Origin of the sequence: Rhizobium sp. LjRoot254 (assembly GCF_964254105.1) — a bacterium.
GTDB lineage: Bacteria > Pseudomonadota > Alphaproteobacteria > Rhizobiales > Rhizobiaceae > Rhizobium_E.
In genome coordinates this window covers 480600-493385 of sequence record NZ_CAXUSM020000001.1, presented here as the reverse complement: position 1 = coordinate 493385, position 12786 = coordinate 480600, and the positions used below count along the sequence as shown (strand labels likewise).

General features: G+C 61.3%; 11 protein-coding genes and 1 tRNA gene. 3 read left to right on the top strand and 9 right to left on the bottom strand.

The window, feature by feature from the left end; all coding sequences use genetic code 11:
- Positions 1 to 9: 9 nt before the first annotated feature.
- From ACSQ26_RS02500 to ACSQ26_RS02475, 6 genes are read right to left on the bottom strand one after another with little or no spacing between them, the layout of a single operon-like run.
- Entirely contained in the window at positions 10 to 708 is a 699-nt protein-coding gene (locus tag ACSQ26_RS02500; protein WP_436005956.1) for a response regulator, read from the bottom strand.
- A complete protein-coding gene (locus ACSQ26_RS02495) occupies positions 705 to 3410 on the bottom strand; it encodes a DUF4118 domain-containing protein (protein ID WP_436005954.1) in 2706 nt (901 codons plus the stop codon). The genes ACSQ26_RS02500 and ACSQ26_RS02495 overlap by 4 nt, the downstream gene beginning before the upstream one ends.
- 30 nt (positions 3411 to 3440) lie before the next feature.
- On the bottom strand, positions 3441 to 4010 hold the full coding sequence (gene kdpC / locus ACSQ26_RS02490) for a potassium-transporting ATPase subunit KdpC (RefSeq protein WP_436005952.1): 570 nt from the start codon (positions 4008 to 4010) through the stop codon (positions 3441 to 3443).
- Between the two features lie 12 nt (positions 4011 to 4022).
- The gene (gene kdpB, locus ACSQ26_RS02485) at positions 4023 to 6083 is read right to left on the bottom strand and encodes a potassium-transporting ATPase subunit KdpB (RefSeq protein WP_436005950.1); all 2061 of its coding nucleotides are present in this window, start codon (positions 6081 to 6083) and stop codon (positions 4023 to 4025) included.
- An 18-nt stretch (positions 6084 to 6101) separates the two neighbouring features.
- A complete protein-coding gene (gene kdpA / locus ACSQ26_RS02480) occupies positions 6102 to 7805 on the bottom strand; it encodes a potassium-transporting ATPase subunit KdpA (RefSeq protein WP_436005948.1) in 1704 nt (567 codons plus the stop codon).
- Positions 7806 to 7851: 46 nt separating this feature from the next.
- A complete protein-coding gene (locus ACSQ26_RS02475) occupies positions 7852 to 7941 on the bottom strand; it encodes a K(+)-transporting ATPase subunit F (RefSeq protein WP_258158092.1) in 90 nt (29 codons plus the stop codon).
- Between the two features lie 426 nt (positions 7942 to 8367).
- On the opposite strand from ACSQ26_RS02475, the gene ACSQ26_RS02470 reads away from it, so the two are divergent.
- On the top strand, positions 8368 to 8589 hold the full coding sequence (locus tag ACSQ26_RS02470) for a hypothetical protein (RefSeq protein ID WP_436005946.1): 222 nt from the start codon (positions 8368 to 8370) through the stop codon (positions 8587 to 8589).
- A 27-nt stretch (positions 8590 to 8616) separates the two neighbouring features.
- Here the strand turns inward: ACSQ26_RS02470 and ACSQ26_RS02465 are convergent, their stop codons facing one another.
- The 3 genes from ACSQ26_RS02465 to mnmA all read right to left on the bottom strand — a co-directional run bounded on the left by ACSQ26_RS02465 (position 8617) and on the right by mnmA (position 10949).
- Positions 8617 to 9375: a class I SAM-dependent methyltransferase gene (locus ACSQ26_RS02465; protein ID WP_436005944.1), complete on the bottom strand. Its 759-nt coding sequence runs from the start codon at positions 9373 to 9375 to the stop codon at positions 8617 to 8619.
- 190 nt (positions 9376 to 9565) lie between these two features.
- A tRNA-Met gene (locus ACSQ26_RS02460) sits at positions 9566 to 9642 on the bottom strand.
- Between the two features lie 110 nt (positions 9643 to 9752).
- Positions 9753 to 10949 carry a tRNA 2-thiouridine(34) synthase MnmA gene (mnmA, locus tag ACSQ26_RS02455; RefSeq protein WP_436005942.1) on the bottom strand — a complete coding sequence of 399 codons (1197 nt, stop codon included), beginning with the start codon at positions 10947 to 10949 and terminating at the stop codon, positions 9753 to 9755.
- 239 nt (positions 10950 to 11188) lie between these two features.
- On the opposite strand from mnmA, the gene sciP reads away from it, so the two are divergent.
- Together sciP and ACSQ26_RS02445 are read left to right on the top strand one after the other, a co-directional pair.
- Positions 11189 to 11464, top strand: coding sequence for a CtrA inhibitor SciP (gene sciP / locus ACSQ26_RS02450; RefSeq protein ID WP_201657174.1), 276 nt, complete (start codon positions 11189 to 11191; stop codon positions 11462 to 11464).
- Between the two features lie 158 nt (positions 11465 to 11622).
- A complete protein-coding gene (locus ACSQ26_RS02445) occupies positions 11623 to 12657 on the top strand; it encodes a DUF2793 domain-containing protein (protein WP_436005940.1) in 1035 nt (344 codons plus the stop codon).
- The last annotated feature ends 129 nt before the right edge of the window (positions 12658 to 12786 follow it).

Below are 12786 nucleotides of genomic sequence, written 5' to 3'. Positions count from 1 at the left end.
TCTCTTGGATTATGCCTGTTCGCCTTCGCGCAGCCGGTAGCCGACACCGGTCTCGGTCAGCAGGTATTCCGGCTGGTCGGGATGCTTCTCGATCTTCTGGCGCAGCTGGCGCATGTAGACGCGCAGATATTGAACATCGGTGGAGCCGTTCCAGACCTGGTCGAGCAGGTGACGGTGGGTCAAGACCTTGCCGGCATGCTGGACCAGCACGCGGAGAATGTCGTACTCCTTGGGTGACAGCTTGATGTCCCTGTCGCCGACCCGGACGATCCTCTTCACCAGATCGACCGAGAGTTCGCCGGTGCGGAATACAGGCCGCTCGCCCTGCTGCGCGAGCCTATGGCGGAGTGCCACGCGGATGCGGGCGCCAAGCTCGTTCATGCCGAACGGCTTTGTGACATAGTCGTCGGCACCAAGTTCCAACGCTTCCACAATTCCCCTCTCGTCGGTGCGGCTGGAGAGGATGATGATCGGCAGTTCCAGCGCTTCGCTTCGCCATGTCCGTAACGCGTCATGGCCGCTGATGCCGGGCAGCCCGAGGTCCAGCAGGATGAGATCCGGCATGTCCTTTGCCATTTCCTCGATCGCGAATTTCACACTCGGCGCTTCAGTTACCGCATAGCCCTGTGCGGTCAGGCCGACGCGCAGCAGCTTGCGGATCGGCGGCTCGTCATCGACCACCAGGATTTTCACTGACGTCGTCGTCATTCGAGGTCTCCAATATCGGTCTCGCCGGTCGGTAGCGGCAGCGTGATCCTGAAGACCGCCCCTCGCCCGCCGGGCCTGTTGCCTGCCGCGATCCTGCCGCCCATCGCCTCGGTGAAGCCGCGCGATATCGACAGGCCAAGCCCAGTGCCGGCGCGCACGGTGTCGCCCTTGCGGACCCGGTAGAAACTGTCGAAGACGCGCTCCAGGTCCTCGGGTGGAATGCCGGGCCCCTCGTCCGTGATTTCCAGTATCACGGATTGGCCCTGCCGCCGCGCCTCGATGCGGATGATCGTATCCTCGGGCGCATATTTCGCGGCATTGTCGATGAGGTTGAACAGCACCTGCTCGAACAGCACCGGGTCGACCCTCACCATGGGCAGGTCGGATGGCACATCCATCTCGGTGCGATGGTGTGCGGTGATCTTGGCGGCGCGGCCGAGCGCGGTTCCGACAATGTCGCCGACATAATGCAGCGCGAAGTTCGGCTGCATGGCGCCGGATTCGATGCGGGTCATATCCAGCAGATTGACGATGAACCGGTTGAGCCGCTCGGATTCATCGACAACGGTGCCGATCAGTTCCAGTTGGGCATTCTTGTCGAGTATGTCGGCATATTCGCGCATGGTTCCGGCCGCGCCGAGGATCGCCGCAAGCGGCGTCTTGAGGTCGTGCGAGATCGAGGTCAGAAGCGCGGTGCGCAGCCGGTCGGTCTCGACCGCGAGCTTGGCCTTGTCCTCGTCGGCAACAAGCTGGATGCGCTCGATGGCGATCGCCGCCTGGTCGGCCAGTGCTTCGAACAGCCGCTGCTGGTCGGTGTTGAGCAGCGGTCCCTGCCGGTCATTGTCGAGGCCGATCACGCCCACGGCCTTGCGGCTGGTGCGGAGCGGCAGATAGAGCCGCTTCGCGCCTGGCAAGGTATCCGCCGCGCGGCCGGCGGGACGATTGTGCTCCCAAGCCCAGCGCGCCGCGGCGATATCGGCATCGACCAGCGTATCATCCGGCGGATAGCCGGCGCGTACCACGATCGTATCCTCCTGCGGCAGCAGGATCACAACCCGCAGCTTCAGCATCGAAGCGATCTGGAAGGCTGTCGCCCAGAGTACGTCGTCCAGCGTGCCGGTGCCGGCAAGTTTCTTGGAGAAGAGATAGAGATCCTCCGCCGTCCGCGCCCGCTGCCGCGCGGCCGCCGCCTGCCTTTGCACCGCGGCAGTGAGATTGCTGGCGATCACCGCGACAAGGAGGTAAAACAGCAACGCGATAATGCTCTCGGGATCGCGCACGGTGAACGTATAGCGTGGCTCGAGGAAGAAAAAATTGAAGCACAGCGCGCCTGCGACACTGGCAAAGAGCCCTGGCCAAAGCCCGGCCCTGACGGCCGTCACCAGCACCGCCATCAGAAAGACAAGCGCCAGATTCTGCACGTCGAGAACCTCGTCGAGCAGCACGCCGGCCAAGAGCGCCAACGCCACCGACCCGGCGCCGATCGCGAACGGCATGATCTGGAACTGGCTCGGCAGCGGGGCCGCCTCGACGCCGCGCCGCGGCTCGTTCTCCTCGCGCCGGGCGGAAATAACATGCACGCTGATATCGCCGGCAAGGCGGATCAGCGCATGCGTGACCGAACCCTGCACCAGTTCGCGCCACAGCGGCTTCCTGGGCTTGCCGACGATGATCTGGGTGTAGTTGTTGGCAGTCGCATATTGAATGATGTCAGCCGCCACATTCTGGCCCGGGAGCGTGACCGCCTCGCCGCCCAGTTGCTCCGCCAACCGCATGCTCGCAGCCAGCCGGTCCTTGTCGGCCTCGCCAATGACGGCAAGCCTGGGCGTCTCGATGGACAGCGCCGCCCATGGCGCGCGCAGGCGGTCGGCGAGCCGCTTGGCCTGCCGTACCAGCGCCGAACCATTCTCTCCGTGATCTATGCAGACCAGCACGCGATCTCCCGCCGGCCATGGCCCTGATATGGCATGCGCCTGCATGTGGTTGAGAAGCTGGTCGTCGACGCGCTGGGCTGTGCGGCGCAGCGCCAGTTCGCGCAGCGCCGTCAGGTTGCCGGGAGAGAAGTAGTTTTCGACGGCGCGCTCGGCGGTTTTCGGGATATAGACCTTGCCGTCCCTGAGGCGCTTGATCAGGTCATCCGGCGTGATGTCGATGATCTCGATGTCGTCGGCCCGGTCGATGATCGAATCGGGGACCGTCTCGCGGACGGTGATGCGGGTGATCTGCGCCACGACATCGTTGAGGCTCTCGACATGCTGGATGTTGAGCGTCGAATAGACATCGATGCCTTGGGCCAGCAGTTCCTGCACATCGAGATAGCGCTTCGGATGACGGCTTCCCGGCGCATTGGTGTGCGCCAGTTCATCGACCAGCACGAGGCCAGGGCGGCGGGCGAGAATGGCGTCGATATCCATCTCCTCGAGGCCATGCCCCCTGTAATCCATGATCCGGCGTGGAATCACCTCCAGCCCTTCGACCAGTGCCTGGGTTTCACGCCGGCCATGTGTCTCGACAACGCCGACCACGACATCCACGCCATCGGCCTTGCGGGCATGGCCCGACAGCAGCATTTCATAGGTCTTGCCGACGCCCGGCGCCGCTCCAAGAAAGATCTTGAAGCGGCCGCGCGTTTCCCGTTCGGCGTGTTCGAGCAAGGCATCCGGATTGGGCCGGGTCCCCTGCTCACTTCTATCGTCAGGCATGCGTCAATTCCCGTCGCCCATGCACTTCCATCAGCTGGACACCAATGAATCCAGCGCGATGTTGAGCTTGAGCACGTTTACCACAGATTCCCCGAACAGGCCGAGTTCCCGGCCATCGACATGCTGCTCGACCAGCGCGCGGAGCTTTGCCTCGTCCACGCCGCGCGCCATGGCAATGCGCGGCAGTTGGAAATAAGCGGCTTCTGGCGAGATATGCGGGTCGAGGCCGCTGCCGGATGTGGTCACCAGGTCCATCGGCACCGGCACGGTTGGGTTCTCGGCCTTCAGCTTCTCGACGTCGGCTTTCATCCGGTCGAGCAATTTCGGGTTGGTCGGGGCGAGGTTGCTGCCGCTTGAGCTTGCTGCATTGTAGCCGTCGCCGGCGGCCGAGGGACGACCGTGGAAATACTTGTCCGAAGTGAACATCTGGCCGATCAGGTCGGAGCCGATCACCTTGCCGTCCTTCTCGATCAGGCTTCCGTTGGCCTGAATGGGGAAGATCGCCTGCGACAGGCCGGTCATGGCGAGCGGATAGGCGAGCCCGAGAAAGGCAGTGAAGAAGACAATCATCACGATCGCGGGTCTGAGTTGTTTCAACATTGTTTGATTTCCTTATGCGAGACCGATTGTGGTGATCACGAGGTCGATCGCCTTGATGCCGATGAACGGGACGACGACGCCGCCGAGGCCGTAGATCAGCAGGTTGCGGCGGAGCAGCGCACCTGCGCCGACCGCCCGGTAGCGGACGCCCTTCAGCGACAGCGGGATGAGTGCCACGATGATCAGCGCGTTGAAGATGATCGCCGAGAGGATGGCGCTTTGCGGCGTGGCGAGGCCCATGACATTGAGCGCGCCAAGCTGCGGATAGAAGGCCAGGAACATCGCCGGGATGATCGCGAAATATTTGGCGATGTCGTTGGCGATCGAGAAGGTCGTCAACGCACCACGTGTCATCAGCAACTGCTTGCCGATTTCCACGATCTCGATGAGCTTGGTCGGATCGGAATCGAGGTCGACCATGTTGCCAGCTTCGCGCGCGGCCACCGTGCCGGTGTTCATCGCCACGCCGACATCGGCCTGGGCGAGTGCCGGCGCGTCGTTGGTGCCGTCGCCGCACATGGCAACCAGCTTGCCCTTGGCCTGTTCCTCGCGGATCAGCGTGAGCTTGTTCTCGGGCGTCGCCTGGGCCAGGAAATCATCCACGCCGGCTTCGGCGGCGATCGCGGCGGCCGTCATCGGATTGTCGCCGGTGATCATCACCGTGCGGATGCCCATGCGGCGGAGTTCGGCGAAACGCTCGCGGATGCCGCCCTTGACGATGTCCTTGAGCTGGACGATGCCGAGCAGGCGTCCGTCGCGGGCGACCGCCAGCGGCGTGCCGCCGGATTTCGCGATCTCGTCGGTGATCGACTGCGCCTCGCGGATCGTCTGCGGATCGCTCGAGTTCGGATGCGTCGTGGCGAGATAGTTGAGCACCGCATCCACGGCACCCTTGCGGACCGAGGACCCCTCGAGATCGACGCCGCTCATCCGGCTCTGCGCCGTGAACGGCACGAAGGTCGCCTGCAGCGCAGCCATATCGCGGGCGCGAATGCCGTACTTTTCCTTGGCGAGCACGACGATCGAACGGCCTTCTGGAGTTTCGTCGGCGAGCGAGGCAAGCTGCGACGCATCGGCGAGTTCCTGCTCGGTCACGCCGCGCACCGGCCGGAAGCTGGTCGCCTGGCGGTTGCCGAGCGTGATCGTGCCCGTCTTGTCGAGCAGCAGCGTGTCGACGTCGCCGGCGGCTTCCACTGCGCGGCCGGACATGGCGAGCACGTTGAAGCGAACCAGGCGGTCCATGCCGGCAATGCCGATGGCCGAGAGGAGCGCGCCGATGGTGGTCGGGATCAGCGTCACGAACAGCGCGACGAGCACGATGATCGGGATCGAACCGCCGGCATAACTGGCGAAGCTCGGTATGGTGGCGACGGCGAGCACGAAGATCAGCGTCATGCCGGCGAGCAGGATGTTGAGCGCGATCTCGTTCGGCGTCTTCTGGCGTTCGGCGCCTTCGACGAGCGCGATCATCCGGTCGATGAAGGTCGAGCCGGCAGCGGCCGTGATGCGCACGCGGATCCAGTCGGACAGCACCTGCGTGCCGCCGGTGACGGCCGAACGGTCGCCGCCCGATTCACGGATCACGGGAGCGGATTCGCCGGTGATCGCCGCTTCGTTGACCGACGCGATGCCTTCGATCACCTCGCCGTCGGACGGGATGATATCGCCGGCTTCGACGATCACGACATCGCCGACCTTGAGGCCAGTGCCGGGCACGGTTCTGTACTGCGTGCGATCATGGCCGGTGAGCAGCTTGGCCTGGGTATCGGTGCGTGCGCGACGAAGTGAATCCGCCTGCGCCTTGCCGCGTCCCTCGGCCACCGCCTCGGCGAAATTCGCGAAGAGTACCGTGAACCACAGCCAGATGTTGATCTGCAACGAAAATGCGAGATCAGGTCCACCTGTCACGAGGTCCTTGAGGAAGAGAACCGTGGTCAGCGTGGAGACGACGGCCACCACGAACATGACGGGATTTTTCGCCAATGTGCGCGGGTCTAATTTCTTGAATGCACCACCTATGGCGGGCACGAGGATGCGGGCATCGAAAATGCTCGCGGATTTGAGATTGCTCATAATCTTGAGACTCCGGAATTAAAATGTCTGCCCGAGCGCCGTGGCGAGATGCTCGACAACAGGACCGACGGCGAGCGCCGGGAAGAAGGTGAGGCCGCCGACGATCAGGATCACGCCGACGAGGAGGCCTACGAACAGCGTGCCGTCGGTCGGGAAGGTGCCTGATGAAGCGGGCACGGTCTTCTTGGCGGCGAGCGAGCCTGCGATGGCGAGCGCTGGAATAATCACCAGGAACCGGCCCATGAACATGACGATGCCGAGCGTGATGTTGTACCAGGGCGTATTGCCGGTCAGGCCGCCGAAGGCAGAGCCGTTATTGGCCGCGGCCGACGTATAGGCGTAGAGGATTTCCGAGAATCCGCGCGGGCCGGCATTGGCGATCGATGCGACAGCCGATGGCATGACGACACTGATCGCGGTGAAGGTGAGCATGCCGAGCGGCAGGCAGAGCACCGCGAGCATGGCCATCTTCACTTCCTTGGCCTCGATCTTCTTGCCGAGATATTCCGGCGTACGGCCGACCATCAGGCCGGCCACGAAGACCGTGATCACCACGAACATTACGATGCCGTAGAAGCCCGCGCCGACGCCGCCGATGATCACTTCGCCGAGTTGCATGTTGATCAGCGGGATCATGCCGCCGAGTGCGGTGAAGCTGTCATGCATGGCATTGACCGCGCCGCAGGATGCGGCCGTGGTGATGACGGCGAACAGCGACGAGAGCACGATGCCGAAGCGGACTTCCTTGCCTTCCATATTGCCGCCCTCGATGCCGAGCGCATGAACCAGCGGATTGCCCGCGGCCTCGGCCCAGTAGGTGACGACGACACCAGCGGCGAAGAGAAGGCCCATCGTGGCGAATATCGCCCAGCCCTGCTTCTGGTTTCCGACCATCCGGCCGAAGACGTTGGTCAATGCCGCACCGATCGCGAAGATCGAAACCATCTGGATGAGGTTCGAGATCGCATCGGGATTTTCGAACGGATGGGCCGAGTTGACGTTGAAGAAGCCGCCGCCATTGGTACCCAGCATCTTGATGGCAAGCTGCGAGGCGACCGGGCCGACCGCGATCGTCTGCTGCGCGCCTTCGAGCGTGGTGGCATTGATGTAAGCGCCGAGGGTCTGGGGCACGCCGAGATAGACATATGCCAGCGTCAGCACGATGCAGAGCGGCAGCAGGATATAGAGGTTGGCGCGGGTCATATCGACCCAGAAATTGCCCACCGACTTGCCCGATGCCCGCGAGAAGCCGCGGATGATCGCGATCGAGATCGCGATGCCCGTGGCGGCGGACAGGAAGTTCTGCACACCAAGGCCCGTCATCTGCACCAGGTAGGACACGGTGCTCTCGCCGCCGTAGTTCTGCCAGTTGGTGTTGGTGACGAAACTGATCGCCGTGTTGAATGTCAGTTCAGGCGGCACCGCCGTCATGCCGGCCGGGTTGTAGGGAAGCGATCCCTGCAGCCGCATGAGGAAATAGAGCACGATGAAGCCGGCGAGATTGAAGAGCAGCATCGCCACGGCATAGGCCGTCCAATGCTGCTCGTCTTTCTGGTTTGTCCCGGCAAGCCTGTAGATAAGCCTCTCGAAGGGCGAGAGGATGGGCGACAGGAATGTCCGTTCGCCCGTGAAGACGCGCGTCATGTAGCCGCCGAGCGGTTTGACGAGCAGAGTAACGATCCCGCAGAAAAGCAGGATCTGGATCCATCCGTTGAGGGTCATGTTGGTTGCTTTCGGAATTTGAAAGGCGGCAAGATTTGAACGCTGCTCAGAAGCGTTCGGGACGCACGAGCGCATAGGTCAGGTAAACGAGCAGGAAGAGCGTCGTCGCGCCTGCGAGCATGTAGTCGATCAGCATGGCTGGCTCCCTCAAATGTCGTTGCAGATTCTGGTGTAGGCGAAGGCCAGCGCGAAAAGCGCGATTGCGCCGCCCACAAGTACGATGTCCATATCGGTCACTCCTGTTGAAAGCCGAGTTCTGGTGTTGCCCGTGAAGGCCGCGTCTTTATTAAGGAGATCAGGTGTGCCTGACGGCAAAGCGAGATGACCCGCGGTTTCCCGGTATCGGAATTTATATGCTCCCGAACCGCATTAAGGTTCGAGATTGCCGGCCTCGAAAAGATATAAAAATCCTATAGGTGAAATGCCGGTGGGCGTTCGCGGAGCCAAGGGTGCATAAAGAAATCCTGATGGTTTCTTTACATCTTTGCACCGGCATCCCAATCGAAACCCTATGCGATAGGGTCTACCTTTCTCATGACATCAACTGCGATGAGTGAGTGCCATGCACAATCCGCGAAACGCCAGCCTGCCGTTGACCACGGCCCGGCTCGCCTTTGTCTATCACCTGATCAGCCGCAGCCCGGGCAGGCAGCAACAGCCCGGCAAGCGGCAGGCAACCAACGGGCATTCGTTGTTTTCTGCCATCCTGATCGTCGGCTTCATGACGGTGGGAACGATCTTCGTGATCAGCCTGCTGCAATTGCTCTTCGCGGCGGCGAATTGAGGCAGTCAAGTCGCAGACTATGACCGGTCAAAGAAAACGTCTCTTCAGATAGCGGGCCAACTGACGCACCCGACTTCCTTGCCCGTCGTTGTGGGTTGTTTCAAACGGGATGTAGTGATCCCAAAGCCTATCATCGTCGGCAATCTTTCTGAACACAGCCATGGTGCTCGCGCGCTGAGGGACCAATTCATAGTGCCTGTTCAATGCAACGAATGAAGCCACGCTCTTGACGGAATCCATCCACAGGTCATCAAACGCCACAATGCCGCCGACTCTGAGAACCTGATCGGCAAGATAGAAATCGACGACCACATCATCAAAGCGATGATTTCCATCGATGAACACCGCGTCAAAGGTCTCGCCGGATCGAATGAAATCACTCAAAGCGTGAATTGAAAACGCCTCATGCCACTTGAACAATTTGTCAAAGCCGGTTGTCTGGTTGACCTGGTGTAGACCGACACCACCCCATCTTCGCTTTTCAAATGGATCGATCGCGTTGTGAGTACCGCCATGCATCGCAACAGCATCCAACAGCCAAATGGTCGAGAACCCATATGCAAAGCCGATCTCAAGGGTTTTCGCGGCTTTGATATCCTTGAGGATCCTGTTCAGTTCAGACCCTTGAAGGATGTTTATTTTTTCCTGCCCAATGGATCTTGCTTTTTCCTCGGTTCCATCAAGAACACTGGATGAGTACATCCGACTGAGAGTTTCACGAGCGGCGCCGGAGATTTGCGGCGCAAGGTCGCCGAGTTCTGTTTCTACTTCTCTCGCGCTATACATCTATCCCCACTGTTGCAGATTGTAGTCTGGAACTGCAACGTTATACGTGAAGGTGGGTTTGATGTAAGCGTTGTTTTCAGAAGAGCATTACCGAGGCGCAGATCAACGTCGTTCAGCCGCGTGAAGAATACCGCTGTGATCTCAAAGGATGGCTCAGCGCCATCGCTGGGCCGGAACTTTCGGCTGATTTTGGTAGCGGGAGGCAGAGTTGAACTGCCGACCTTGGGGTTATGAGTCCCACGCTCTAACCAACTGAGCTATCCCGCCATGGCCGATCCGGGAACGGTGCCCGGCCAGACGGGCGGCTTATAAGTCGGGGCTTCCCGTTCTGTCAAGCGATATCCGGCAAATTCCCGGGGTGAAAACGCTTGCCCGGTCTACGCCGCGACATGGGTCGAAAGCAGTTCCTTGAGCAGCCGTTCGGCCGTCACATCCTTTTCCGAACGCGCGATGAAGCCGCCGCCATAGACGCGGGCATCCTCGCCGGGCGCGGAATAGAGCGCGCAGGCCTGGCCGGGCGCGACACCCGCCTCGCCTTCCTCGAGTTCGACATAGATGCCGGTGGCGTCGGCGAACAGGCGTGCCTCCTTCGGCGGGCGTGTCGAGCGCACCTTGGCGAAGCAATCCATGCCGTCCTCGGCCATCGCGCGGAGATCGCCGTCGCCCAGCCAGTTCACGTCGCGGAGATAGAGCCGATGCGTATCGAGTGCTTCCTTCGGACCGACGATCACGCGCTTCGAGCGGGCATCGAGATGTACGACATAGAGCGGCTCGCCGACGGCGACGCCGATGCCGCGGCGCTGGCCGATGGTGAAATGCAGGATGCCATCGTGGCGCCCGAGCACGCGGCCATCGAGATGCACGATCTCGCCGCCCAGCGCCGCATCCGGCCGAAGCTTGTTGATGACGTCGGAATATTTGCCATGCGGCACGAAACAGATGTCCTGGCTGTCGGCCTTTTCGGCGACGACAAGGCCCATCTCGGCCGCATGCGCGCGAACCTCGGCCTTGGACATGCTGCCGAGCGGGAACCGCAGGTAATCGATCTGCTCCTGCGTGGTGGCAAACAGGAAATAGCTCTGGTCGCGCTCGGCATCGACGGGACGGAACAGCGCCCGGCGTTCCGGATGGCCGGCGGTCGGCGCGGGCTTGGAGCGGATATAGTGGCCGGTCGCGAGAGCATCGGCACCGAGTTCCTTGGCGGTGATCAGCAGGTCGGCGAACTTGACGGTCTGGTTGCAGGCGACGCAGGGGATCGGCGTTTCGCCGGCGACATAGCTTTCCATGAACGGATTGATCACCGCGTCACGGAAGCGGCGTTCGTAATCGAGCACGTAATGGGGAATGCCGAGCGTCTCGCAGACGCGACGGGCGTCATCGATATCCTGGCCGGCACAGCAGGAGCCTGCGCGGTGCACGGCCGCGCCGTGATCGTAAAGCTGCAGCGTGATGCCGATGACATCATAGCCCTCTTGTTTCAGAAGACCGGCGACGACGGAAGAATCGACACCTCCCGACATGGCGACAACCACGCGGGTATCTTCTGGACGCTTGTCGAAATCGAGGCTGTTCACGGGCAGTTTTCTTATTGCACTACAGGGATCGGGCCATGCTTAGCATGAAATTCAGGGCGGATATAGGTCGTTATGTCAGGCAGGACAAGCCAAGGTTTTCAACGGATTGGCGAGTCGATTCCGGCAGAATTTTGTTTTCAAAAGGCTTTTCGTAAAATTCTTTCCCAGTGTTTAGGCAATTTTTAAATGTGACACCGTAAAGTCGCTGCATATGGTCTTTGTTTGTGTAGAGAGTCCAAATGACCGAAGCAATTCGTCCACGTGTTAAATATGTCATCGGCCCCGATGGCAGTCCACTAACTATCGCCGATCTGCCCCCGGCAAACACCAGGCGCTGGGTGATCCGCCGCAAGGCTGAAGTTGTCGCGGCGGTGCGTGGCGGTCTCTTGAGCCTCGAAGAGGCATGCGATCGCTATACGCTGACAGTGGAGGAATTCCTGTCCTGGCAAAGCTCAATTTCCGACCATGGCCTGGCGGGCCTGCGCACCACGCGAATCCAGCAATACCGCCACTAAAGCTTATTTCCGAGATCATATCGAGGGCCGGGTTTTACCCGGCCTTTTTCGTTTTAAATCATAGACTTATAGAAAATTTTCCACACGCTCCAAACAGGCCCGATAATGATCGATGGCGACCCAAGCCTTTTCATTATCCATTTTCCAAGGAGCACTTCATGTCGGAACAAACGGTCAATCTTTCCCTTCCCTATATCCTGTCTTCCCAGGCCCAGAAGCATGTAACCCACAATGAGGCGCTGCGCCGCCTCGACGGGCTGGTGCAATTGGTCGTGCAATCCGAAACCAACACGCCGCCATCGTCGCCGGCCGAGGGCGCATGCCACGCGATCGGCAGCGCGCCGACAGGCGCATGGACCGGAAAGGCGGGCAAGATCGCGCTGTTCGAGGACGGCGCATGGATCTACTTGACCCCCCGCACGGGCTGGGTTGGATGGTTTGTAAACGCATCGCGGCAGAGGATCTGGACCGGAACTGCCTGGGCAGACCTGCTGACCGAGAGCGAAATTTCCCAAATCGGGATTAATGCCTCGGCGGATGCGACCAACCGGCTCGTTGTCTCCGCCGCCGCGACGCTGCTCAATCACGCGGGCGCCGGTCATCAGTTGAAGATCAACAAGGCCGACGACGGCGATACCGGATCGCTGATGTTCCAGACCGGCTTTTCCGGCCGCGCCGAGATGGGGCTTTCCGGCTCGGACGATTTCGAGATCAAGGTATCGGCCGATGGCTCGGCATGGGCTACCGCGTTGAAGACCAGCGCCAGCGGTGCGGTGCTGATGCCCGGCCGGCCGCTGGTGCGCGCCTCCTATGGCGAAACCGCACTGACGCCGGCCAACAACACCCGCACCGGCTTCGGCACGCTGCATCTCAACCAGGGCGGATTTGCGCTCGGGGCGACAGTGACGTCAGGCGTCGGCAGCCGGCTGACGGTGCCGGCGACGGGGTTCTACATGATCACGCTCAACGTATCCTCGCTCGCGGCGGCGAGCTATTCGGTGGCGGTCCAGCAGAACGGCTCAACCAACCTGCTGGCCGTGCGCGACAGCGATACGGGGTCTGAGAGCTACAGCCAGTCGGCGATATCGCTCGCCTATCTCACGGCGGGAGACTGGATCGCGCTGCACCATACGGGGACCGCGGAATTCCAGTTCGGCTATGGCAAGACGGAGTTGGTGATGGCGCTGATGTAAGAAAATTCCCCGCCCCAACCCCTCCCCACAAGGGGGAGGGGCTTAACCCGTTGACGCGCCTTCACCTCTACTCAATATCGAGCGAGACCTACCCGTCGGCGCGACATGCGCGAGAATGAGTGGGGCAAT

What these genes read in the sequence shown, in the direction of transcription:
- ACSQ26_RS02500 (WP_436005956.1), bottom strand. Translation starts at nt 708, where the DNA reads ATGACGACGACGTCAGTGAAAATCCTGGTGGTCGATGACGAGCCGCCG.
- ACSQ26_RS02495 (WP_436005954.1), bottom strand. Translation starts at nt 3,410, where the DNA reads ATGCCTGACGATAGAAGTGAGCAGGGGACCCGGCCCAATCCGGATGCC.
- kdpC (WP_436005952.1), bottom strand. Translation starts at nt 4,010, where the DNA reads ATGTTGAAACAACTCAGACCCGCGATCGTGATGATTGTCTTCTTCACT.
- kdpB (WP_436005950.1), bottom strand. Translation starts at nt 6,083, where the DNA reads ATGAGCAATCTCAAATCCGCGAGCATTTTCGATGCCCGCATCCTCGTG.
- kdpA (WP_436005948.1), bottom strand. Translation starts at nt 7,805, where the DNA reads ATGACCCTCAACGGATGGATCCAGATCCTGCTTTTCTGCGGGATCGTT.
- ACSQ26_RS02475 (WP_258158092.1), bottom strand. Translation starts at nt 7,941, where the DNA reads ATGCTGATCGACTACATGCTCGCAGGCGCGACGACGCTCTTCCTGCTC.
- ACSQ26_RS02470 (WP_436005946.1), top strand. Translation starts at nt 8,368, where the DNA reads ATGCACAATCCGCGAAACGCCAGCCTGCCGTTGACCACGGCCCGGCTC.
- ACSQ26_RS02465 (WP_436005944.1), bottom strand. Translation starts at nt 9,375, where the DNA reads ATGTATAGCGCGAGAGAAGTAGAAACAGAACTCGGCGACCTTGCGCCG.
- sciP (WP_201657174.1), top strand. Translation starts at nt 11,189, where the DNA reads ATGACCGAAGCAATTCGTCCACGTGTTAAATATGTCATCGGCCCCGAT.
- ACSQ26_RS02445 (WP_436005940.1), top strand. Translation starts at nt 11,623, where the DNA reads ATGTCGGAACAAACGGTCAATCTTTCCCTTCCCTATATCCTGTCTTCC.